Source organism: Kribbella sp. WER1, from assembly GCF_054189145.1.
The window spans coordinates 4,213,243-4,229,744 of sequence record NZ_CM135186.1; the positions used below are offsets into that span (position 1 = coordinate 4,213,243).

18 protein-coding genes are annotated in these 16,502 nt (G+C 69.9%); 6 read left to right on the forward strand and 12 right to left on the reverse strand.

Translation table 11 applies throughout. The features are described 5' to 3' along the window. Positions 1-432 carry a hypothetical protein gene (locus tag ACXJJ3_RS20250; RefSeq protein WP_458171764.1) on the reverse strand — a complete coding sequence of 144 codons (432 nt, stop codon included), beginning with the start codon at positions 430-432 and terminating at the stop codon, positions 1-3. Further along, entirely contained in the window at positions 429-818 is a 390-nt protein-coding gene (locus ACXJJ3_RS20255) for a hypothetical protein (RefSeq protein ID WP_458171765.1), read from the reverse strand. The genes ACXJJ3_RS20250 and ACXJJ3_RS20255 overlap by 4 nt, the downstream gene beginning before the upstream one ends. A gap of 146 nt (positions 819-964) precedes the next feature. Between ACXJJ3_RS20255 and ACXJJ3_RS20260 the strand changes: the two genes are divergently transcribed. After that, positions 965-3,421: a Tex family protein gene (locus ACXJJ3_RS20260; protein ID WP_458171766.1), complete on the forward strand. Its 2,457-nt coding sequence runs from the start codon at positions 965-967 to the stop codon at positions 3,419-3,421. Between the two features lie 31 nt (positions 3,422-3,452). Here ACXJJ3_RS20260 and ACXJJ3_RS20265 read toward each other — a convergent pair whose 3' ends face one another. Next, the gene (locus ACXJJ3_RS20265; protein WP_458171767.1) at positions 3,453-5,069 is read right to left on the reverse strand and encodes a carboxylesterase/lipase family protein; all 1,617 of its coding nucleotides are present in this window, start codon (positions 5,067-5,069) and stop codon (positions 3,453-3,455) included. Between the two features lie 158 nt (positions 5,070-5,227). Here ACXJJ3_RS20265 and ACXJJ3_RS20270 point away from each other — a divergent pair, with 158 nt between their 5' ends. Then, complete coding sequence (locus tag ACXJJ3_RS20270; protein ID WP_458171768.1) at positions 5,228-5,797, forward strand: TetR/AcrR family transcriptional regulator; 570 nt, start codon at positions 5,228-5,230, stop codon at positions 5,795-5,797. Here the strand turns inward: ACXJJ3_RS20270 and ACXJJ3_RS20275 are convergent. From ACXJJ3_RS20275 to ACXJJ3_RS20290, 4 genes are all read right to left on the reverse strand, one after another. Further along, positions 5,794-6,792, reverse strand: coding sequence for a hypothetical protein (locus ACXJJ3_RS20275; protein ID WP_458171769.1), 999 nt, complete (start codon positions 6,790-6,792; stop codon positions 5,794-5,796). The two genes, ACXJJ3_RS20270 and ACXJJ3_RS20275, sit on opposite strands and share 4 nt — an antisense overlap. Positions 6,793-6,803: 11 nt before the next feature. Beyond that, complete coding sequence (locus tag ACXJJ3_RS20280; RefSeq protein WP_458171770.1) at positions 6,804-7,322, reverse strand: SigE family RNA polymerase sigma factor; 519 nt, start codon at positions 7,320-7,322, stop codon at positions 6,804-6,806. Between the two features lie 73 nt (positions 7,323-7,395). Further along, entirely contained in the window at positions 7,396-8,172 is a 777-nt protein-coding gene (locus ACXJJ3_RS20285) for a GNAT family N-acetyltransferase (protein ID WP_458171771.1), read from the reverse strand. 32 nt (positions 8,173-8,204) lie between these two features. Beyond that, positions 8,205-8,612 (reverse strand): helix-turn-helix domain-containing protein, encoded by a 408-nt coding sequence (locus ACXJJ3_RS20290; protein WP_458171772.1) that lies wholly within the window; start codon positions 8,610-8,612, stop codon positions 8,205-8,207. A gap of 62 nt (positions 8,613-8,674) precedes the next feature. Here ACXJJ3_RS20290 and ACXJJ3_RS20295 point away from each other — a divergent pair, with 62 nt between their 5' ends. The 3 genes from ACXJJ3_RS20295 (at position 8,675) to ACXJJ3_RS20305 (ending at position 10,658) form a co-directional block, all read left to right on the forward strand. Beyond that, positions 8,675-9,877, forward strand: coding sequence for an MFS transporter (locus ACXJJ3_RS20295; protein ID WP_458171773.1), 1,203 nt, complete (start codon positions 8,675-8,677; stop codon positions 9,875-9,877). A 278-nt stretch (positions 9,878-10,155) separates the two neighbouring features. Then, entirely contained in the window at positions 10,156-10,338 is a 183-nt protein-coding gene (locus tag ACXJJ3_RS20300) for a hypothetical protein (protein ID WP_458171774.1), read from the forward strand. Further along, positions 10,335-10,658, forward strand: coding sequence for a hypothetical protein (locus ACXJJ3_RS20305; protein ID WP_344189234.1), 324 nt, complete (start codon positions 10,335-10,337; stop codon positions 10,656-10,658). Before ACXJJ3_RS20300 ends, ACXJJ3_RS20305 begins: the two co-directional genes overlap by 4 nt. A 235-nt stretch (positions 10,659-10,893) precedes the next feature. Here the strand turns inward: ACXJJ3_RS20305 and ACXJJ3_RS20310 are convergent, their stop codons facing one another. Together ACXJJ3_RS20310 and ACXJJ3_RS20315 are read right to left on the reverse strand one after the other, a co-directional pair. Then, positions 10,894-11,646 (reverse strand): hypothetical protein, encoded by a 753-nt coding sequence (locus ACXJJ3_RS20310; RefSeq protein WP_458171775.1) that lies wholly within the window; start codon positions 11,644-11,646, stop codon positions 10,894-10,896. Between the two features lie 402 nt (positions 11,647-12,048). Next, positions 12,049-12,846: a methyltransferase domain-containing protein gene (locus tag ACXJJ3_RS20315; RefSeq protein ID WP_458171776.1), complete on the reverse strand. Its 798-nt coding sequence runs from the start codon at positions 12,844-12,846 to the stop codon at positions 12,049-12,051. An 81-nt stretch (positions 12,847-12,927) separates the two neighbouring features. On the opposite strand from ACXJJ3_RS20315, the gene ACXJJ3_RS20320 reads away from it, so the two are divergent. Beyond that, positions 12,928-13,785 (forward strand): aminoglycoside phosphotransferase family protein, encoded by an 858-nt coding sequence (locus tag ACXJJ3_RS20320; RefSeq protein ID WP_458171777.1) that lies wholly within the window; start codon positions 12,928-12,930, stop codon positions 13,783-13,785. Here ACXJJ3_RS20320 and ACXJJ3_RS20325 read toward each other — a convergent pair. From ACXJJ3_RS20325 to ACXJJ3_RS20335, 3 genes are all read right to left on the reverse strand, one after another. Then, complete coding sequence (locus ACXJJ3_RS20325) at positions 13,766-14,503, reverse strand: phytanoyl-CoA dioxygenase family protein (RefSeq protein WP_458171778.1); 738 nt, start codon at positions 14,501-14,503, stop codon at positions 13,766-13,768. The two genes, ACXJJ3_RS20320 and ACXJJ3_RS20325, sit on opposite strands and share 20 nt — an antisense overlap. Before the next feature lie 41 nt (positions 14,504-14,544). Beyond that, the gene (locus ACXJJ3_RS20330) at positions 14,545-15,963 is read right to left on the reverse strand and encodes an alpha/beta hydrolase (RefSeq protein WP_458171779.1); all 1,419 of its coding nucleotides are present in this window, start codon (positions 15,961-15,963) and stop codon (positions 14,545-14,547) included. Between the two features lie 84 nt (positions 15,964-16,047). Continuing rightward, on the reverse strand, positions 16,048-16,410 hold the full coding sequence (locus ACXJJ3_RS20335) for a nuclear transport factor 2 family protein (protein WP_458171780.1): 363 nt from the start codon (positions 16,408-16,410) through the stop codon (positions 16,048-16,050). Positions 16,411-16,502 lie beyond the last annotated feature (92 nt).

The following is a 16,502-nucleotide window of genomic DNA, read 5'->3' on the forward strand; positions in this document are numbered from 1 at the left end:
TTAAGGGGACGACGGTCGTTTGGTGCGGGCTGCCAGGCTTCTGGCGATCGCCAGGCCGACGAGGATCACAAAGATGGTCAGGCCGAACTGCCAGTCGTCTGCGATCCCTGAGATCACCAGGAAGCCTGCGAGGCCGAGGAACACCATCATCAATAGCCAGGAGACGACCTGGTGCCGTTTCGACCACGCGTCGGCGCGGCCGTCGTACAGGCCTCGTGGTGCGATGGCGAGCAGGCTTGTCCACAGGCAGACTCCAGCCGCCGACAGCCCGTCGTGCCAGGTCCTTGCGCCGGTCAGGCTGTAGAGGTTGAACAGAAGGATCGCCAACGCGAACAACCGCAAGGTACGGCCGGGTCGCCTCGTAGCTCGGCGGGTTAGGCGTTGGTCGAAGGCCAGCAGGGTGTCGGCGAGGCGTTGGGCGGCGGCTCTCATGACGGCATTGCTCGTAGGCGCCGGTAGCGGAGGACGGCGGATGCTGTTGTGAGGGTGAGGGCTGTTGGAACCGCTAGATAGAGGCTGGTCGTCCGGCTGAGGGTCTGGGAGAGCATCACGAAGAACCAGCAGGTGCCCACCGTCCAGAGGGTCGCGAACTTGAGGACCGGACGTCGGTCCAGTGCGTCGAGAGCTGCGCGGTGTCGCCTCGGGGTGATGCCGGCCGGGAGGCACTGCACCGCGAGCAGGACGGCAATCAGAATGTCGTCGAGCTGCCTGTTGAAGATCGCGTTCACGATGGCGGCGCACGACCCGATGATCAAGATCGCGCGCCACAGCGACGGCGGTGGTTCGCCGCTCTCGAGGTATCCGTTGAATTGGCCCATGTGGCTCCTCCCCAGCGGGATGATCGCATGGGGTTGTCCACAGGGGGAATGGGACGGGTTTCGGGGTGGGGGGTGGGATGGGGAAGGATATGGGGCCTGGCCGGGGCAGAATGCTCGGTGGTTGTCGGGCGTGAAGGGGAACGGACGTGGTGGTGCAGTCGATCGAGCAGCGGATCGCCGACGAATTGGAGGTCGGGGAGAACCAGGTGCGGGCAGCGGTGACGCTGCTGGACGAGGGCTCGACGGTCCCGTTCATCGCGCGGTACCGCAAAGAGGTCACCGGGATGCTGGACGACGCCCAGCTGCGGACCCTCGAGGAGCGGTTGCGGTATCTGCGGGAGCTGGAGGAGCGCCGGCAGACCGTGCTGGAGTCCATCGACAGCCAGGGCAAGCTGGACGACGCGCTGAAGGAGCAGATCCTCGCCGCGGACACCAAGTCCCGGCTGGAGGACATCTACCTGCCGTTCAAGCCGAAGCGCCGGACGAAGGCGATGATCGCCCGGGAGAACGGGCTCGAGCCGCTCGCCGACGGGCTGATGGCCGACCCGGACGTGGAGCCGATCGCGGCCGCGGCCGTGTTCGTGAACGCCGAGGTCCCGGACCCGCAGGCGGCGCTGGACGGGGCCCGGGCGATCCTGGTCGAGCGGTTCGCCGAGGACGCCGACCTGATCGGTGAGCTCCGCGAGCGGCTGTGGGAGCAGGGCCGGCTGGCGTCGGCGGTGCGGGAGGGCAAGGAGGCCGACGGCGCGAAGTTCTCGGACTACTTCGAGTTCGACGAGCCGTTCACGAAGATGCCGTCGCACCGGATCCTGGCGCTGTTCCGCGGCGAGAAGGAGGACGTACTCACGGTCACCGTCGAGCCGCTGCCCGCGGGCGTCGAGGTGGACGGGCCGACGGAGTACGAGACGACCATCGCCCGCAAGGTCGGCATCGAGAACCAGGGCCGCCCGGCCGACAAGTGGCTGGTCGAGACGGTGCGTTGGGCGTGGCGGACGAAGATCCTGGTGCACCTCGGGATCGATCTGCGGATGCGGTTGCGGCAGGTCGCCGAGGACGAGGCGATCCGGGTGTTCGCGGCCAACCTGCGCGACCTGCTGCTGGCCGCGCCGGCCGGCACCCGCGCGACGATGGGCCTGGACCCGGGCTTCCGGACGGGCGTGAAGGTCGCGGTCGTGGACGCCACCGGCAAGGTCGTCAACACCGGCGTCATCTACCCGCACGTCCCGCAGAACCAGTGGGACAAGTCGATCGCCACGCTGGCCGCGCTGGCCGCCGCGCACGACGTCGACCTGATTGCTATCGGCAACGGTACGGCGTCCCGCGAGACCGACAAGCTGGCCGCGGAGCTGATCGCGAAGCATCCCGAGCTGAAGCTCACCAAGGCGGTCGTGTCCGAGGCGGGCGCGTCGGTGTACTCGGCGTCCGCGTTCGCCTCCCAGGAGCTGCCCGGGATGGACGTGTCGCTGCGCGGCGCGGTCTCGATCGCGCGGCGCCTGCAGGATCCGCTGGCCGAGCTGGTGAAGATCGACCCGAAGTCGATCGGCGTCGGGCAGTACCAGCACGACCTCCCGGAGAACTCGCTGTCCCGTTCGCTGGACGCGGTCGTCGAGGACTGTGTGAACGCGGTCGGCGTCGACCTGAACACGGCGTCCGCGCCACTGCTCACCCGGGTCTCCGGCATCACCCCGGGCCTGGCCGACAACATCGTCCAGCACCGCGACGTCAACGGCCCGTTCACGTCCCGTACGGCGCTGCGCGAGGTGGCCCGGCTCGGCCCGAAGGCGTTCGAGCAGGCGGCCGGGTTCCTCCGGATCCCCGACGGCGACGACCCGCTCGACGCGTCCAGCGTGCACCCGGAGGCCTACCCCGTCGTACGGCGGATCCTGGACGCGACCGGGTCGGACGTGAAGGCGCTGATCGGGTCCGCGGAGCTGAAGCGGCTGAAGGCGGCGGACTTCGTCGACGACATGTTCGGGCTGCCGACCGTGACCGACATCCTGGCCGAACTGGAGAAGCCGGGGCGCGACCCGCGGCCGGCGTTCAAGACCGCGGTGTTCGCCGAGGGTGTGGACAAGATCGCCGACCTGAAGCCGGGGATGCGGCTCGAAGGCCAGGTCACGAACGTGGCCGCCTTCGGTGCGTTCATCGACGTCGGCGTACACCAGGACGGGCTGGCCCACGTGTCGGCGCTGTCCAAGAACTTCGTGAAGGACCCGAGCGAGGTCGTCAAGGTCGGCGACATCGTCATGGTCAAGGTCCTCGAGGTCGACATCCCACGGCAGCGGATCTCGCTGACCCTGCGGCTGGACGACGAGGTCGGCGGCTCAGGTGGTCGCGCGGGTCAGAACCGCGGAAGTCAAGGCGGGGGTCAAGGCGGCAACCGCGGCGGCCAGGGGCAGGGGCGCGGCCAGGGACGCGGTCCGGGCGGAGGCGGTCAAGGCGGCCGGGGCCCGGGCGGTGGCGGTCAGGGTCGTGGTCAAGGCGGTCAAAGCCGCGGCGGCTCCGGCAACCAAGGCAACCGCGGCGGCCGCCAGTCCGACACCCCAATGGACGAAACCTCTCTCGCCGACGCCTTCCGCAAAGCAGGCTTCACCGTCCGCTGACCACCGCGGCAGGCGCCCGCGGTCACCGGCTTCACCGTCCGCTGATGGTGAAGCCGGACGTCGGCGGGTGAAGCGCCTGCCAGAAACGGCATCGGTGCTCGCCGGCGAGGTCTGTCGGCGTGATGCCGGACGGGCCGCTCGCCAGTGAGAGAACTGTGTTATTCCGGTACGCCGGCCAGCGTGGCAAGCCCGGTCCGTTCGGGTTGCCGGAGGCGGCGAAGCGGGCGAGGTACGCGACCATAGTCCGGGCGAGCGCCTGCTGCTCCGGAGTCGTCGGGTGCGTCGGCGAGAACGTCCCGTCGAACAAGTACTGCGTATCGCTGCCGTGCGGAGCCCCCAGCGGGAACGGCATCCCCTGCGCCGGGCCGCTGTCCTCTGCGAACTCGTACCCGTACACCGGGCCGATGCGCGCCATCCCGTCGTCCGCGGGCAGCATGGAGCACGACCCGAGCTTCCCGCCCCAGTCGCTGAGCACCCGGTACAGCGCCTCGCCCGGGCTCGGGTAGTGCCCCACCGGGTACCTTCGCAGTACTTCGGTCCCGGCAGGCCCGAACAGGTCGCGTACTGCGGCGGCGTACTGATCCGCTGTGAGTGGGCGGTCGGTGCCGTGGTTCAACGCCACGAAGATCGACATCTCGTCGCGCGTGCCGCCGTGGATGAACGGTACGTGGGCCGCCGTGCCGTGCTGGATCGCGGCGAGCGGCTGCTCCGGCAGCAGGGCGGTCCCGGTCACCGGCAACCACGGCAGCCCGCTGATCGGAGCCGTGTCGGTGAACACCTTGTCGGCAGCGAGTCGGACGAGATCGGCAACAGGCTTCGAGCGCAGGCATACGAGGTCGCCGGGCGTACAGCCGAGTGTGGTGGCCGCATCCGTACCGCGACGGTCCGCCTCGGGACGCGTGAGCAGCGGATTCCCGCACGGGCCGCTCTGCGCGACGGCCTTGTCGAACAGGCCGCGGGAGGCGGGTGCGGCGAGGTGTGCGCAGACGCTGAATCCACCGGCCGACTGTCCGACGACCGTGACGTTGTGCGGGTCGCCGCCGAACGCGGCGATGTCACGGCGTACCCATCTCAGCGCTGATTGCTGGTCGGTGAGCCCGTAGTTGCCGGCGGAGGGGTCCTCGGCGGCGAGTGCCGGTGAGCGGAGGAAGCCGAGGGCTCCCAGGCGGTAGTTCACCGTGACCACGACGACGCCGCCCTGAGTGACGAGCCGGGTCGGGTCGTACTGGCTGCCCGCGCCGGACACGAACCCTCCGCCGGGGATCCACACGACGACGGGCAATCGGCCACGACCGGAGGCAGGCGTCCAGACGTTGAGGGTCAGACAGTCCTCCTGTCCCATCACGCCGCCGCCGTCCGGGGCGAACTGCGGGCAGCTCGGACCGAACCGGGTCGCGTCCCGGACCCCGGACCACGGCGCTGCCGGTCGCGGTGATCGCCAGCGCAGCCGGCCGATCGGCGGTGCCGCATACGGGATGCCGAGGTACTCCCGACGGCCGTCGGTGGCCGTCCCACGGACGAGCCCGGCGTCCGTATGCACGACCGCGGCAGGTCTGTCGGAGGTGGCGGCTCCGGCGGACGCTGCGGTGAGGGAGGAGATGGCGACGGCCAGGCCGCAGGCGGCGGCGAAGAAGCGAGGAAGGTCCATGATGAGAGCCTGTCGCCCGAGGGACGGGCCGGGCATCCGCTCCCGGGCGGCTTCGGAGATCCCCGCTCCGGAGCATCGAGGGTTCCCCACCTACGTCCCACGGCGTACGTCGTTACGTCGCGACCTCGTAGCCCGCGGACTCGGCTAACCTTGACAAGGTGTCAGAGAACAAGCCGGTACGCCGCCGCCGCGCGGACGCCGACCGCAGCCGTACGGCGATCCTGGCCGCGGCGCTCGAGCTGCTCGACGAGCACCCGGACGCCAGCCTGGAACGGATCGCCGAGGCCGCGCACGTCACCCGGCAGACCGTGTACGCGCACTTCCCGTCCCGCGACGCGCTGCTGAACGCCGTCCTCGACGAGCTCACCGCGGAGACGCTGCGCGCGATCGACGACCTGGACCTCGACCACGGATCGGCGTTCGGGAACGCGCTCGGGCTGATCGACCTGGCCTGGCGGATGTTCGAGCGGCACCCGCTGCTACTGCACGTACCGCAGACCAGCGGCCCGGACGCGCGGCACGACCCGGTGACGGAACGGCTTGAGAGCCTGATCCGCCGCGGTCAGCGTGAGGGCGAGATCACCCGCGAACTGCCGGTGCACTGGCTGGTCAGCACGCTGATCTCACTCGGCCACGCGGCCGGCGACTCGGTCGCCGCCGGACGCCTCACCGCCCGGACCGCCTACAAGACGCTCCACACCACACTGACCCGGATCCTGCAGCCTTAGGGAGCGACGACCTTGAGCACCTTCCCGCTCTTGTCGTACGCGGTCAGCTTCGCGTCCGGTCGCCCCTGCCGATCCCCGTTCAGCCAGGCCACCGCGTACCAGCCGTCCGTGACCGTGACGTCGTGCTTGCCACCGGCCACCGGCTCGATCCGGATCCGGGCGATGTTCGACGCCACCCGGCCGCTGCGCAGATAGGCCCACCCAGGGCACGGCCTGATGGTCGCGCACAGCTCCCCGCCGGACATCAGGAAGTCCCGGTCGAGCGGATCCCGGCCACGCGTCGCGATCTTGTAGATCCCCAGCCCGGATCCGAGCGGCGCCGCGGGATCTCTCTTCGGTGACAGCCCACACTGCACCGCCAGCCGGCCCGACGGCGACAGGGCGACCAGGTTCGCTCCCGCCCTCGGCGCGGTCTCGCGGGCGACGACCTTCCACTTGGTGAGGTCGGTCCAGAACTGCACCGAACAGTTGCGCAGTTGCCCGGCCTCCGTCGCCGGCATCGGGTCCTTCTGCGCAGCGGCCACGAGCGCCGCGGACGGCCGGTCACCACCGGGGATCGTGCAGAAGCCCGCGACGACGGGGTCGCCGTTCTTCCGCTGCCGCATCACGGTCATCCCGGTCCGGTACACGACCTGCTTGTCGACGGGCCGCGGGTACTTCGGATAGCGCAGCGAACACAGCCGGTTCGCCTCCGCGTACGAGAGCTCCATGCCGGCTCCCGCCTCGCCGCGTGGGATCCCAGGGACGGCGGTGAAGTCCGGGGCCGACTTGGTCGGACCGCTCACCGCCGGCTGCTTCGATGTCGTCGTACCGGCGTGCGGCAGCAGGCTCGCCGCGACGGCGACCACCGCGACGCCCGCGATGCCGCCGCCGGCGGACAGCAATCTGCGCCGGCGACGGCTGCGCCGGCCGCGGGCCAGCAGGTCGTGCCCGTCGATCGGGTCCAATGGGTCGGTGTTCGCCAGTCGCCGGAGTTCGGCGCCGAGGTCGTCCATCTCGTTCTCCTTCATCGGGCCTGGCCGATCTGCCGAGCCCGATCGATGGCGTTCCGGAGAGTTTCGAGGCCGCGGGCCGACTGGCTGCGCACCGTGCCCTCCGAGCACCCGAGGATCGCGGCGGCCTGCTCGACCGACAGGTCCTCGTAGTACCGGAGCACGACGCAGGCGCGCTGCCGGGGCGCGAGCGCGCCGAGCGCGGTCAGCAGCTCGTCACGCGCGGCCTGATCGCCGGCGAGGTCGGCGTGATCGCCCGGCCGGACCCGGTCGGTCGGCAGGTCAGCGGTCGGCACTTCCCGGCGCCAGGAGCGCCGGCCGCTGTCCAAGGCCGTGTTGACGACGATCCGCCGCGCGTACGCCAGCGGATTACCGTGCCGGTCCACCTTCGTCCACGACCGGTAGAGCTTGACCAGCGATTCCTGTACGACGTCGTCGGCCCGATGCCAGTCCCCGCACACCAGGAAGGCTGTACGGCGTAACGCACCGCCGGCCGCTGCGACGAACTCGACGTACTCCTGGTCCCTGTCCACCCGTCGTCCTCCCGCTCTCCGCTTGTCCCCCTCGATACGAGCCGAGGTGGCCGCGGCGTTGCATCGGGCGGGGTCAACGCAGGTCGGCGAGGTGGCCGCCCGGGTCGCCGAGGTGTACGGCCGTTGCCTTGGGCGCGTAGCCGAGCCGGCGGTACACCCGGTCCGCGCCGTCGTCGCCCGGGGTCAGCCAGGCCAGGGTGGCGCCGCCGAGTTCGAAGGCCTTCACGGTCGCGTACGCCGTTGCGATACCGCCGTACCCGCGGCGTCGGTGGCTGTGGATCGTGCCGACTCCGGCGACCTCGGACACGGCGTCCGCGACCGCGGTCCACGCGGCGGTCGCGACCGGTACGTCGTCGGCGTACACGAGGACCGCTCCGCCGTCGACGGGGTCGGGCTTGAACGCGAAGCCGGACTCGGGCATCTCGTACGCCTCCGACGACACCGCGTCGGCGATCTTCTGGTCGGCCTCGGATTCGACGACGCGCACCGTGACGCCGTCCGGGAGGTCCGGGATGAGCAGGTCGGCGGGTTCGGCGACGAGGAGCGGCAGCCGGGACACGATCGTCATGCCGTGGGCGGCGAGCGCTTCGGCGAGGCCCGGGCTCGCTTCCTCGACGAGTTCGGCGCTGAGCCAGCGGTCCTCGGCGGCGAACGCCTGGCGGATCGTCTCGAGCGCCCACGGGAGGTCGTCCGCGCCGTACGGCCGGCCGGGTTCGGCCGCGACCATCGTCGAGAGGTACCAGTCGTCCCGGTCGTGCAGCATCCCCGCCAGCGGCCCGGCGACGATCTGCCGTCGCGACCGCCCCAGTCCCTCCACCTGCGCCCGCGCGATCCGCGCCCCGATCTCCATGCCGCGGACCCTACGCGACGCCCACCCGCACGTCAGTCAGATAGTTGGAGCAGGTCCAGGAGGCGGTTGAGGTCTGCGGGGTCGGGTGGGCGGCCGAGGACGGACTGGAGGGCGTCGAGCGTCGTGATCAGATCGCGGCGGACGGCGGCGCGCGAGCGGCCCTCGGCGAGGGCGGCCAGGACCTTGTCGGCTCGAGGCGACTCGGCGAGCAGCTCGCTTGCGGCGGAGGCAGCCGGTTCGGGGGTCTCGTCCCCGATCCGGACCTCGAGGCGGGCACCCAGGGCCGTGGCGAGGCGGTCGAGCGCGGCGACGGTCGGGTTGCCGCGGCCGTTTTCCAGGTTCGCGATGTAGGGCACCGACAGCCCCGCGTCGACGGCCACGGACGCGATGGTCCGGCCGGCCGCCTTCCGACGATCCCGCAGTACGTCGCCAAGCTCCATGCAGCCTATTCTCACAAAACAGTCTTGCCGATGTCTATCTTCTCAAGATAGATTCCCGAGCCGTGAGGAACCCAGACTTCCGACGGCTCTGGCTCAGCGGCGCCGTCTCCGGCATCGGATCGTGGCTGCTCGTGGTCGCGATCCCGGTGTACGTCTTCACGCTCACCGGCTCGACCGTCGCCACCGGGCTGACCCTGGCGCTCGAGGCGCTGCCCGCGCTGATCATCGGTCCGTGGGCCGGCATACTCCTGGACCGCTGGGACCTCGCCCGCGCGATGTGGATCGCCGACCTGGTGAGCGCCGCCACCGTCGCGCTGATCCTGTTCGCGGACCGCGACCACGTCTGGCTGATCTATCTCGCGATCCTGCTCGAGAATACCGCGACCACCGCCTTCCGCCCGGCCGCCCGCGCGCTGCTCCCGGCCGTCGTCGGCACCGGCGACGAACTGGCTTCCGCGAACGCACTGAACGCCGTCACCGGCAGCGTCCTCCGCCTGGCCGCCCCACCGCTCGGCGCGCTCCTCCTCGCCGGCCCGGGCATCGAGTTCGTCCTGGCCGTCGACATCGTCAGCTACCTGCTGTCCGCCGCCGCGATCGCCACGGTCCGTACCCGACGGCACGCGACCACCGCCGTACCGCCGCGCCCGCTCGAAGGTCTCCGCGCCACCGTCCGGCACCGGGCGCTCCGCGGCATCCTGATCGGCCAGACCGTCTTCCTGACCGCGAACGCCGGCCTCACCGCACTCCTCGTCCCGTTCACCGTCGACCGTCTGCACGCCCCCGGGTACGTCGTCGGCTACCTGATCTCCGGCCTCGGCGCCGGGTACCTCATCGGCGCGACCCTCAGTACCCGCGCCGCCCGGCTGCTCAACACCCGCGAACTCCTGACGGTCACCCAACTCGCCAGCGCGGCGGCGTACTTCGCGCTCTTCAACGCTCCGAGTGTCCCGATCGCCGTCGCGGCGGCGGTCCTGATCGGGTTCCCCGGCAGCATCCTGCTGATCACCGCGGGCACGACGATCCAGCGAGCGGCTCCGTCGGAGGTACTGGCGAGCGTCGGCGCGATCTTCTTCGCGGCGGACTCGCTGGCGCTGCTGCTCGGCGGCCTCGTCGCACCGGCGATCACGCTCGCGATCGGGCTGCACCTGACGCTCAACCTGCTCGCGGTACTCGCGGTCGGCGCCGCGGGCGTGACGCTGGCCGTCGTACCGCGGCATCCCGCACATTTACTACCGGTCCGTGAGCAGCCGCACGCAAAGGGTTAGCAGGACGTCATAGATTTCGTCCCTCATCGAATAACCCGGGGCGTCTCCGAATCGTTATTGGCAAATAGCTGCAAACATTCTTGACACCGTTTCCCGCGGGGTCAGTGACGCTCCGGAGACGGCGTTGACCTGCACGTTCGAAGGTTTCCCTACTCTGCGTCAAGGCTCTGTAAAGGTCCCTACCGAAGTGTTCCGAAGGGCCGGGAGGTTTGGTGTTCTTTATCTCAACGCCGGACAAAGCCGTCCGGGGTGAGACCGAGACTGCCGAAGGAACCGCGATGACCGAGACGCTCGAAGCCCCCGCAACGCACCGTCGGGTGCGGGTCTGGTTCGGCGCGCACCCCATCGCGGACCACACCGCCGACGCGGACCAGGCAGTGCAGTACGAGGAAGCCATGCGGCGCCGCTTCGCCTCCCTCCGGGTGACGAGCGAGCCGGTGGCGGTGGACGCCGAGCGATGACCACCCGGCCGACGTTGCTCGGGTACGTACGGGCCGACGCGCTGAGCTGCGCGGAGGAGCTGGCTGCGGCGACGGATTCGCTCGCCGCGTTCGCCAGCGCCGAGGGATTCACCCTCGGTACCGTCTACACCGAACGCGACGCGGCCGAGTCCGCGGCATTCCACGCACTGCTCGACGAGGTGAAACGCTCGGACGTCCGGGCGGTCGTCGTACCGACGATGAATCATCTCGGACTCGGCAACCCCGGCGGCTCTCCGGCCGCACTGCAGCAGCACCTCGAGTTCCATCACGCTCATGTGTGGGCGGTGGATCCGAGATAACTCCACAGACAAGCGGAGCTGACGTCTTGACCCCTGCATCGGCGTCGGTTCCGCTCTCCACCTCCACAGCTGCACCGGGGATGCCCGGGCGGTAGTGGACCACCAAGGCCCCACCGGCTGCTACCGGTGGGGCCTTGTCGTTGGTTTGAGGGAAGGAAAGAAAAGAAGAGAGATGAGTGGGCGGGGCCTTGTCTCTCACCTGAGGTAGCTGCTCAGGCGAGTCTCAGGTTGCTGGTCAGGCGACGATCTTGTAGCCGTACTTCTTCATTTCGTTGGCTACGGGGGTGTTGAAGATGCCGGTGACCTCGAGCTTGAAGTGCAGCTGGATCTTGCGGATGACGCGCTGGAAGTGCAGGTGCCACGGGACACCCGCCGCCGGGACCGTCTCCGCCTTCGTGATCGCGCCGACGCGCGGATGGGCCGCCCACGCGACCACCCGGGCCCGGTCCGCGCCCCACACCCCCGTCATCGCGTCGTGGGTGCGCGCGTACGCCATCGCTGCCAGCGAGATCGTCGAGTCCGGCACCGGCTCCTTCGGCGGGTGGGCCTTCAGGTACAGCTCCCACGTCATCCCGTAGTACCCGGGCGGGCCGTCGTCCTTCCCGCGGTTCGCCAGCCCGTTCAGCTTCCGGTGGTACTCCGCGACCTGCACGGCCGCGCCCCGGGACAGGTCCTTGTCTCCGACCGCGATCCCGTGCACGTGGTACGGCCAGTTGCCCTGCGCCGGCGTCCGCAGCCAGGCGGCGAATCCGACCTCGCGGAGCGCCTTCACCACGGCGACCCGCTGCGCGGCGCTCTTCGTCCGTACGTCGACGTCGACCGCGCCGCCGCCGTCATGGGTCCCGGCCGACGCCTCGACACCGCCCTTGTTGTACGACCCCTGCAGGATCGCGAACTTCGAGTGGTACAGCCGCTCGGCGGCCTCGACCATCGCCACGGTGCGCTTGTTCATGGTGAACCCGCGCCAGCTGATCCTTGCCTCAGGCATCTTTTTCTCCGGGCCCGAGCAGTACGTCGGCGTCGTCGGCCGCGCCGCGCGCCTCGAGCTCGTCGAGCTGGTCCTCGGTCAGCTCGTCGTCGAACAGTTCCGGCATGGCGGATCCTCCCCCGCGCACCGACTCCCGGTGCCGCGAAATCGGCGTACAGCGTAGGCCGTTGCCGGGTCAGAGACTCGTCAAGGTTTGGGGAATGTGAAGTTTTCCGACGATCCAGCGTGCCGGGAGGTGTGTCGGGCCGGAATCTGGGGTACCAGTAGGTGGTCCCGCGGTTCGGTCATTGCCATTCGGGCATGGGTGGTGTTCACCGAGCCGCGAGTTCTCCCACTGAGGGGCGGGAGAACGACCGGCGCGGCGGGTGTGTCACTCCCAGGATGCACCCGCCGAGTCCGGCCTCAGAGCGCCGACGCGACGAACAGGTACCGGTTCAGGCTGAAGAAGTAGCCGTCGCCGAGTCCGCGCAGGTCGTCGGCCCAGGCGCGGGCCTCGTCGGCCGTGACACCGCCGTGCCCGGGGACGAAGTCCGCGATCATGTCGATCAGCCCGTCGCTGAACGTGCGCTCGTCGTACCCGGCGTTCAGGAGCGGCACCACCTGCCGGTGCGTCGGCGTGAATCCGGTCTTCACCAGTACGTCGGCCAGCGTCCGCGGCAGGTGCGGATCCGCCAGGTGGTCGTCGAACGCGGCCAGCACCCGCGCCATCCGCGCGTCGTCGTTCGACCGCCACACAATCGAGTCCCAGTCGGTGTCCAGGAGTACGACGCGACCCGCCGGCCGCAGCACCCGGCGTACCTCGCGGAGCGCGGCGGCCACGTCCTCGACGTACTCGAAGACCTGCGTGGACACCACCACGTCGAAGCTCTCCGCCGGGTACGGGATGCGGTCCACCGACGCCTGCGTGAACTCGATCTCGGGGCCGCCCGGGACGGCCGCGCGGGTGCGGGCGATCGTCAGCATGCTGTCGCTGATGTCGATCCCGCAGACCCGCCCGTCCGGCCCGACCTCGCCGGCCATCTCCGCCGCCAGCAGCCCCGGCCCGACGCCGATGTCCAGCACCCGGTCACCCGTCCGCAACGCCAACGCCGCCCGCACCGCCCGCCGCTGCTCGACCATGTCCGGCGTCAGGTACGCCGCCTCGAGCCGCCGGGAGCCACGCGCGTCGAACTGCGCTTCCACTTCGACCTGTCCGCCCATCCCCACATCATGGTCCCGGATCCGTCCACCGGGGAGGCCAGATCAAAATCAGCTGAAATGCCCTGCACTAGAGTTGACGCGATGATTAGTTTGCCGGAGTCGTTCCTGGCGATGCCTCGGTGGTGGAGCGAGGGGGCCGAGTGGTTGCGGGGGCTGCCGGCGGCGGTGGAGCGGCAGTGCTCCGCGTGGGATCTGAGCGTCGTGGGAGCGGTTGCACACGGGTCGAACGCGGTGGTGGTGCCGGTCGGCCGTGGCGCGGACGAGTTCGTGCTGCGGATGTCGCCGCCGGGTGACGAGGTCGCCGAGCAGGTGTGGGCGCTTCGGTGGTGGGCAGGTCGGGGCATGGCCCAGTTGTACGACGCGGACGTCGACGCCGGCGCGATGCTGCTGGAGCGGTTGTCCACACCGCTGACGACCCGCCCGGTCGACGAAACCATCGCCGTACTCGGCCGGCTGATGCGTCGTCTCGCCGTCCCCGCGCCCGACGACGCGCGCTCGACCGCGGACATCGTCACGACTCATTCGGCGGAGCTGGAGCCGCAGTGGGAACGCCTCGGCCGCCCGTTCGACGCCGCGATCCTGCGTGAAGCCCTCGACGTCGCGCCGACCACGACCAGCTCCACGGCGGCCGTCAACGGCGACTTCCACTCCGCTCAGGTACTCGCCGGGCAGCGGGAGGAGTGGCTGACCGTCGACCCGGTCCTGTTCCGCGGAGACATCGAGTACGACCTCGGCCGGGTCCTGTGGTGCGACCTCGACAGGATGGACAACATCGTCCGGTACTTCGACCTCGCGGTCCAGGAAGCGGGCCTCGATCGGGACCGCGCTCGCGACTGGGTGATCTGGCGGACCGTCGACTACTGGCTGTGGGGCCTCTCCGCCGGGCTGACCGAGGACCCGGTGCGCTGCGCCCGGCTGGTCACTGCGCTCGGTGGATGAACCGGCTGCGCATCATCCGCGGTACGTCGGCCGCGTTCGGCGCGATCGAGTGCAGGATCCACGGATGCGTCAGGTACACGTCACCCGCCTGACCGGTCAGCTCGATCACCCGCACGGGCAGACCGTCGAGCTCGACCGGCTCCATCGGATCGACCGCCCGCTGCTCGGACGTCAGGTTCCGGAACCACGGATCCGATCGCAGCACCTGGTCGCGGACCTCCTTGAAGTCCCGCTCGTCGGTCGTGGTCAGGAACCGCTCGAATACCCGGTGCGAGCCGGCCACCTGCGGCGTACCGCCGCCGCCCGGTCCGACCTCGTCGTAGAACGCCCAGATCTTCACCGCGTTCAGCGGCTGGTCGAATCCGACGTCGGTATGCCATAGCCGGTGCGGCACAGCCCACGGCACGCCCTCCGGCATCGTCACCAGCACCTGGCCCTGGTGCTTCGGCTCGAGCCATTCGCCCAGCAGACCGTCCAGCGCGGACCGCACCCGCTGCCCCAGGATCGCGTGCGCCCGGCGGTCGAACTTGGTGGTCTTGAGACCGGTCGGCCGCAGGACCGTCCAGGTCGCCCGGTCGTCGCGATCCATCCCGTGCCGCTCGGAGAGCTCGCGCCACAGCACGTCGCGCATCCCGGCGGCCTCGTCGGCGGAGAACGCGGACGGGATCTTGACGATCCCGTCCCGCTCGAAGATTTCCAGCTCCTCGGTGGTGAGCATGCGCTCCATCGTGCGCCCACCACGCGAGGCCTGCCACCGAATTAACAGTTCCGCGTCGGCAGTTTGCCCTCCAACAGGTAATCGGTGATCCGGTCCCGCGCACAGGCCGAGTTGAAGTACGCCGTGTGCCCGAACGTGTCGGCCGTCAGCAGCCGGCTGTTGTCGACCTGCCGCGCCAGACTGCGTGCGTTGACGAGCGGCGTGGACGGGTCGTGCAGCGTCGACGTGATCAGGATCGGCGGCGTACCGTGCACGGGCGTCGCGTGCCACGGGTTGCTCGGCGGGATCGGCCAGCCGGCACAGGCAGCCGTGATCGCCCAGCCCTCGACTGCCGCGCCGACCCGCGGCGCGACCGCCTTCGCCAGCACGAGCCGGGCCCGGGCATCGGCGTACCCGCGCAGCTCACCCGGGAGATCCATGCAGGACACGGCGGCGTACGCCGACTCGGGGTCGCCGACGTAGCTGATGTTCGCGAAGTCGGTGCCGTCGCCCTTGACCGCCTTCGCCAGCGCGGTCGCGAGCGCCGGCCAGTTGTCCGACACCATTGATGTCAAAGGCAACAAACTCGGCAGCGCCATCCGGATGACGTCGCCGTTCACCGGGCCTCTCGGGCTGGGCAGCGGGGTCTTGTCCGCCTTCGCGACGGTCCGGTCCCAGACCGCGCCGACGTCCTGCCCGTGCAGCGCGCAGCTCGTCTCCTTCGTGCACCACGCGGCGAAACGGTTGAAGCCGTCCTCCATCACCTTCGCCTCGTCGAGCATGAACTTCGTCGGGTCCTGCTTGTGGTCGACGATCCCGTCGAGCACCATCCGGCCGACCCGTTGCGGGAACTGCTGCGCATACAGCGTGCCCAGGTACGACCCGTAGGACAGCCCGATGTAGTTGAATTTCCGCTCCCCGAGCGCCGCGCGGATCGCGTCCATGTCGTGCGCGACGGTCGCGGTGTCGAGGTTCCGCATCAGGTCGCCGTGCTGCTTCAGGCACTGCTCACCGGTCGCGCGGCTCGACGCGACCAAAGCGTCGTACTGCGCCTTCGTCTTCGGGAACACCGGGACGCCGCGGCGCAGCACCGGCCCGCAGTCCAGCTGACTGCTGCTCCCCGTCCCCCGCGGGTCGAAGCTGACCAGGTCGTATTTCTCCCGGAACTGCGGGAGCACCGCGTCCGCGAGCCCGGCCGCGAAGATCGACCCGCCGGCTCCACCCGGCCCGCCCGGGTTGAAGAACAGCGCGCCGAGCTTGTGTTTCTGGTCCTTCGCCGGCACCTTCGCGACGAAGACCTTCGTGGTCGGACCGGCGGGTTTCGACCAGTCGAGGGGCACGGTCAGCGTCGCGCACTGCTCCACCGCACCGGGCTTACATTCCTTCCAGGACAGGGATTCCGCGGCCGCCGCCGTACCTGTCGGTACGACGGCGAACACCACGGCCCCTGCTATCGATGCCGCTGTCAACGATCTCCGCATGCCCGCCAACTTATGCGGCAGATCACACGGATCACATCAACCGTTCGGCTACTCCGGGATCATCCCTCGGTATCAGTGTGCGTATCAGTGCGCCGGCGCGAAGTCGTGGAACCCGATCAGCTTCTGGATCCTGCCGTCCGCGTCCAGCATGACGATGTCGGTACCGCCCGCCACCGGTTCCTGGCCCTCGGCCTGCAGGTGCCAGGTCCAGCGCAGGTAGTTGTGGTGCTCGTCGATGTCGCCGATCCGCACGAAGCTCAGCCCCGGGAACATCTGCTGCGCCGCACCGACCAGCTTGTTCAGCTCGTCGGGTCCGGTGGTCTCGAAGCTCGGGTCCTGGAAGGTCGCGTCCGCGGTCCAGTTCGCCGCGATCAGCTCGGCCCGGCGGTCGGCGTCGGCGGCGTTCCACAGCGCGAAGTACTGGTCGGCGAGGGCCTTGGCGTTCATGGTGTCTCCTCCGGTTGTTCGGTGATGACCAGAACCTTGCCGCCGGGTACGGCGTACCGTCGATGACGTCACAGGTAATGGAACTGTCTACG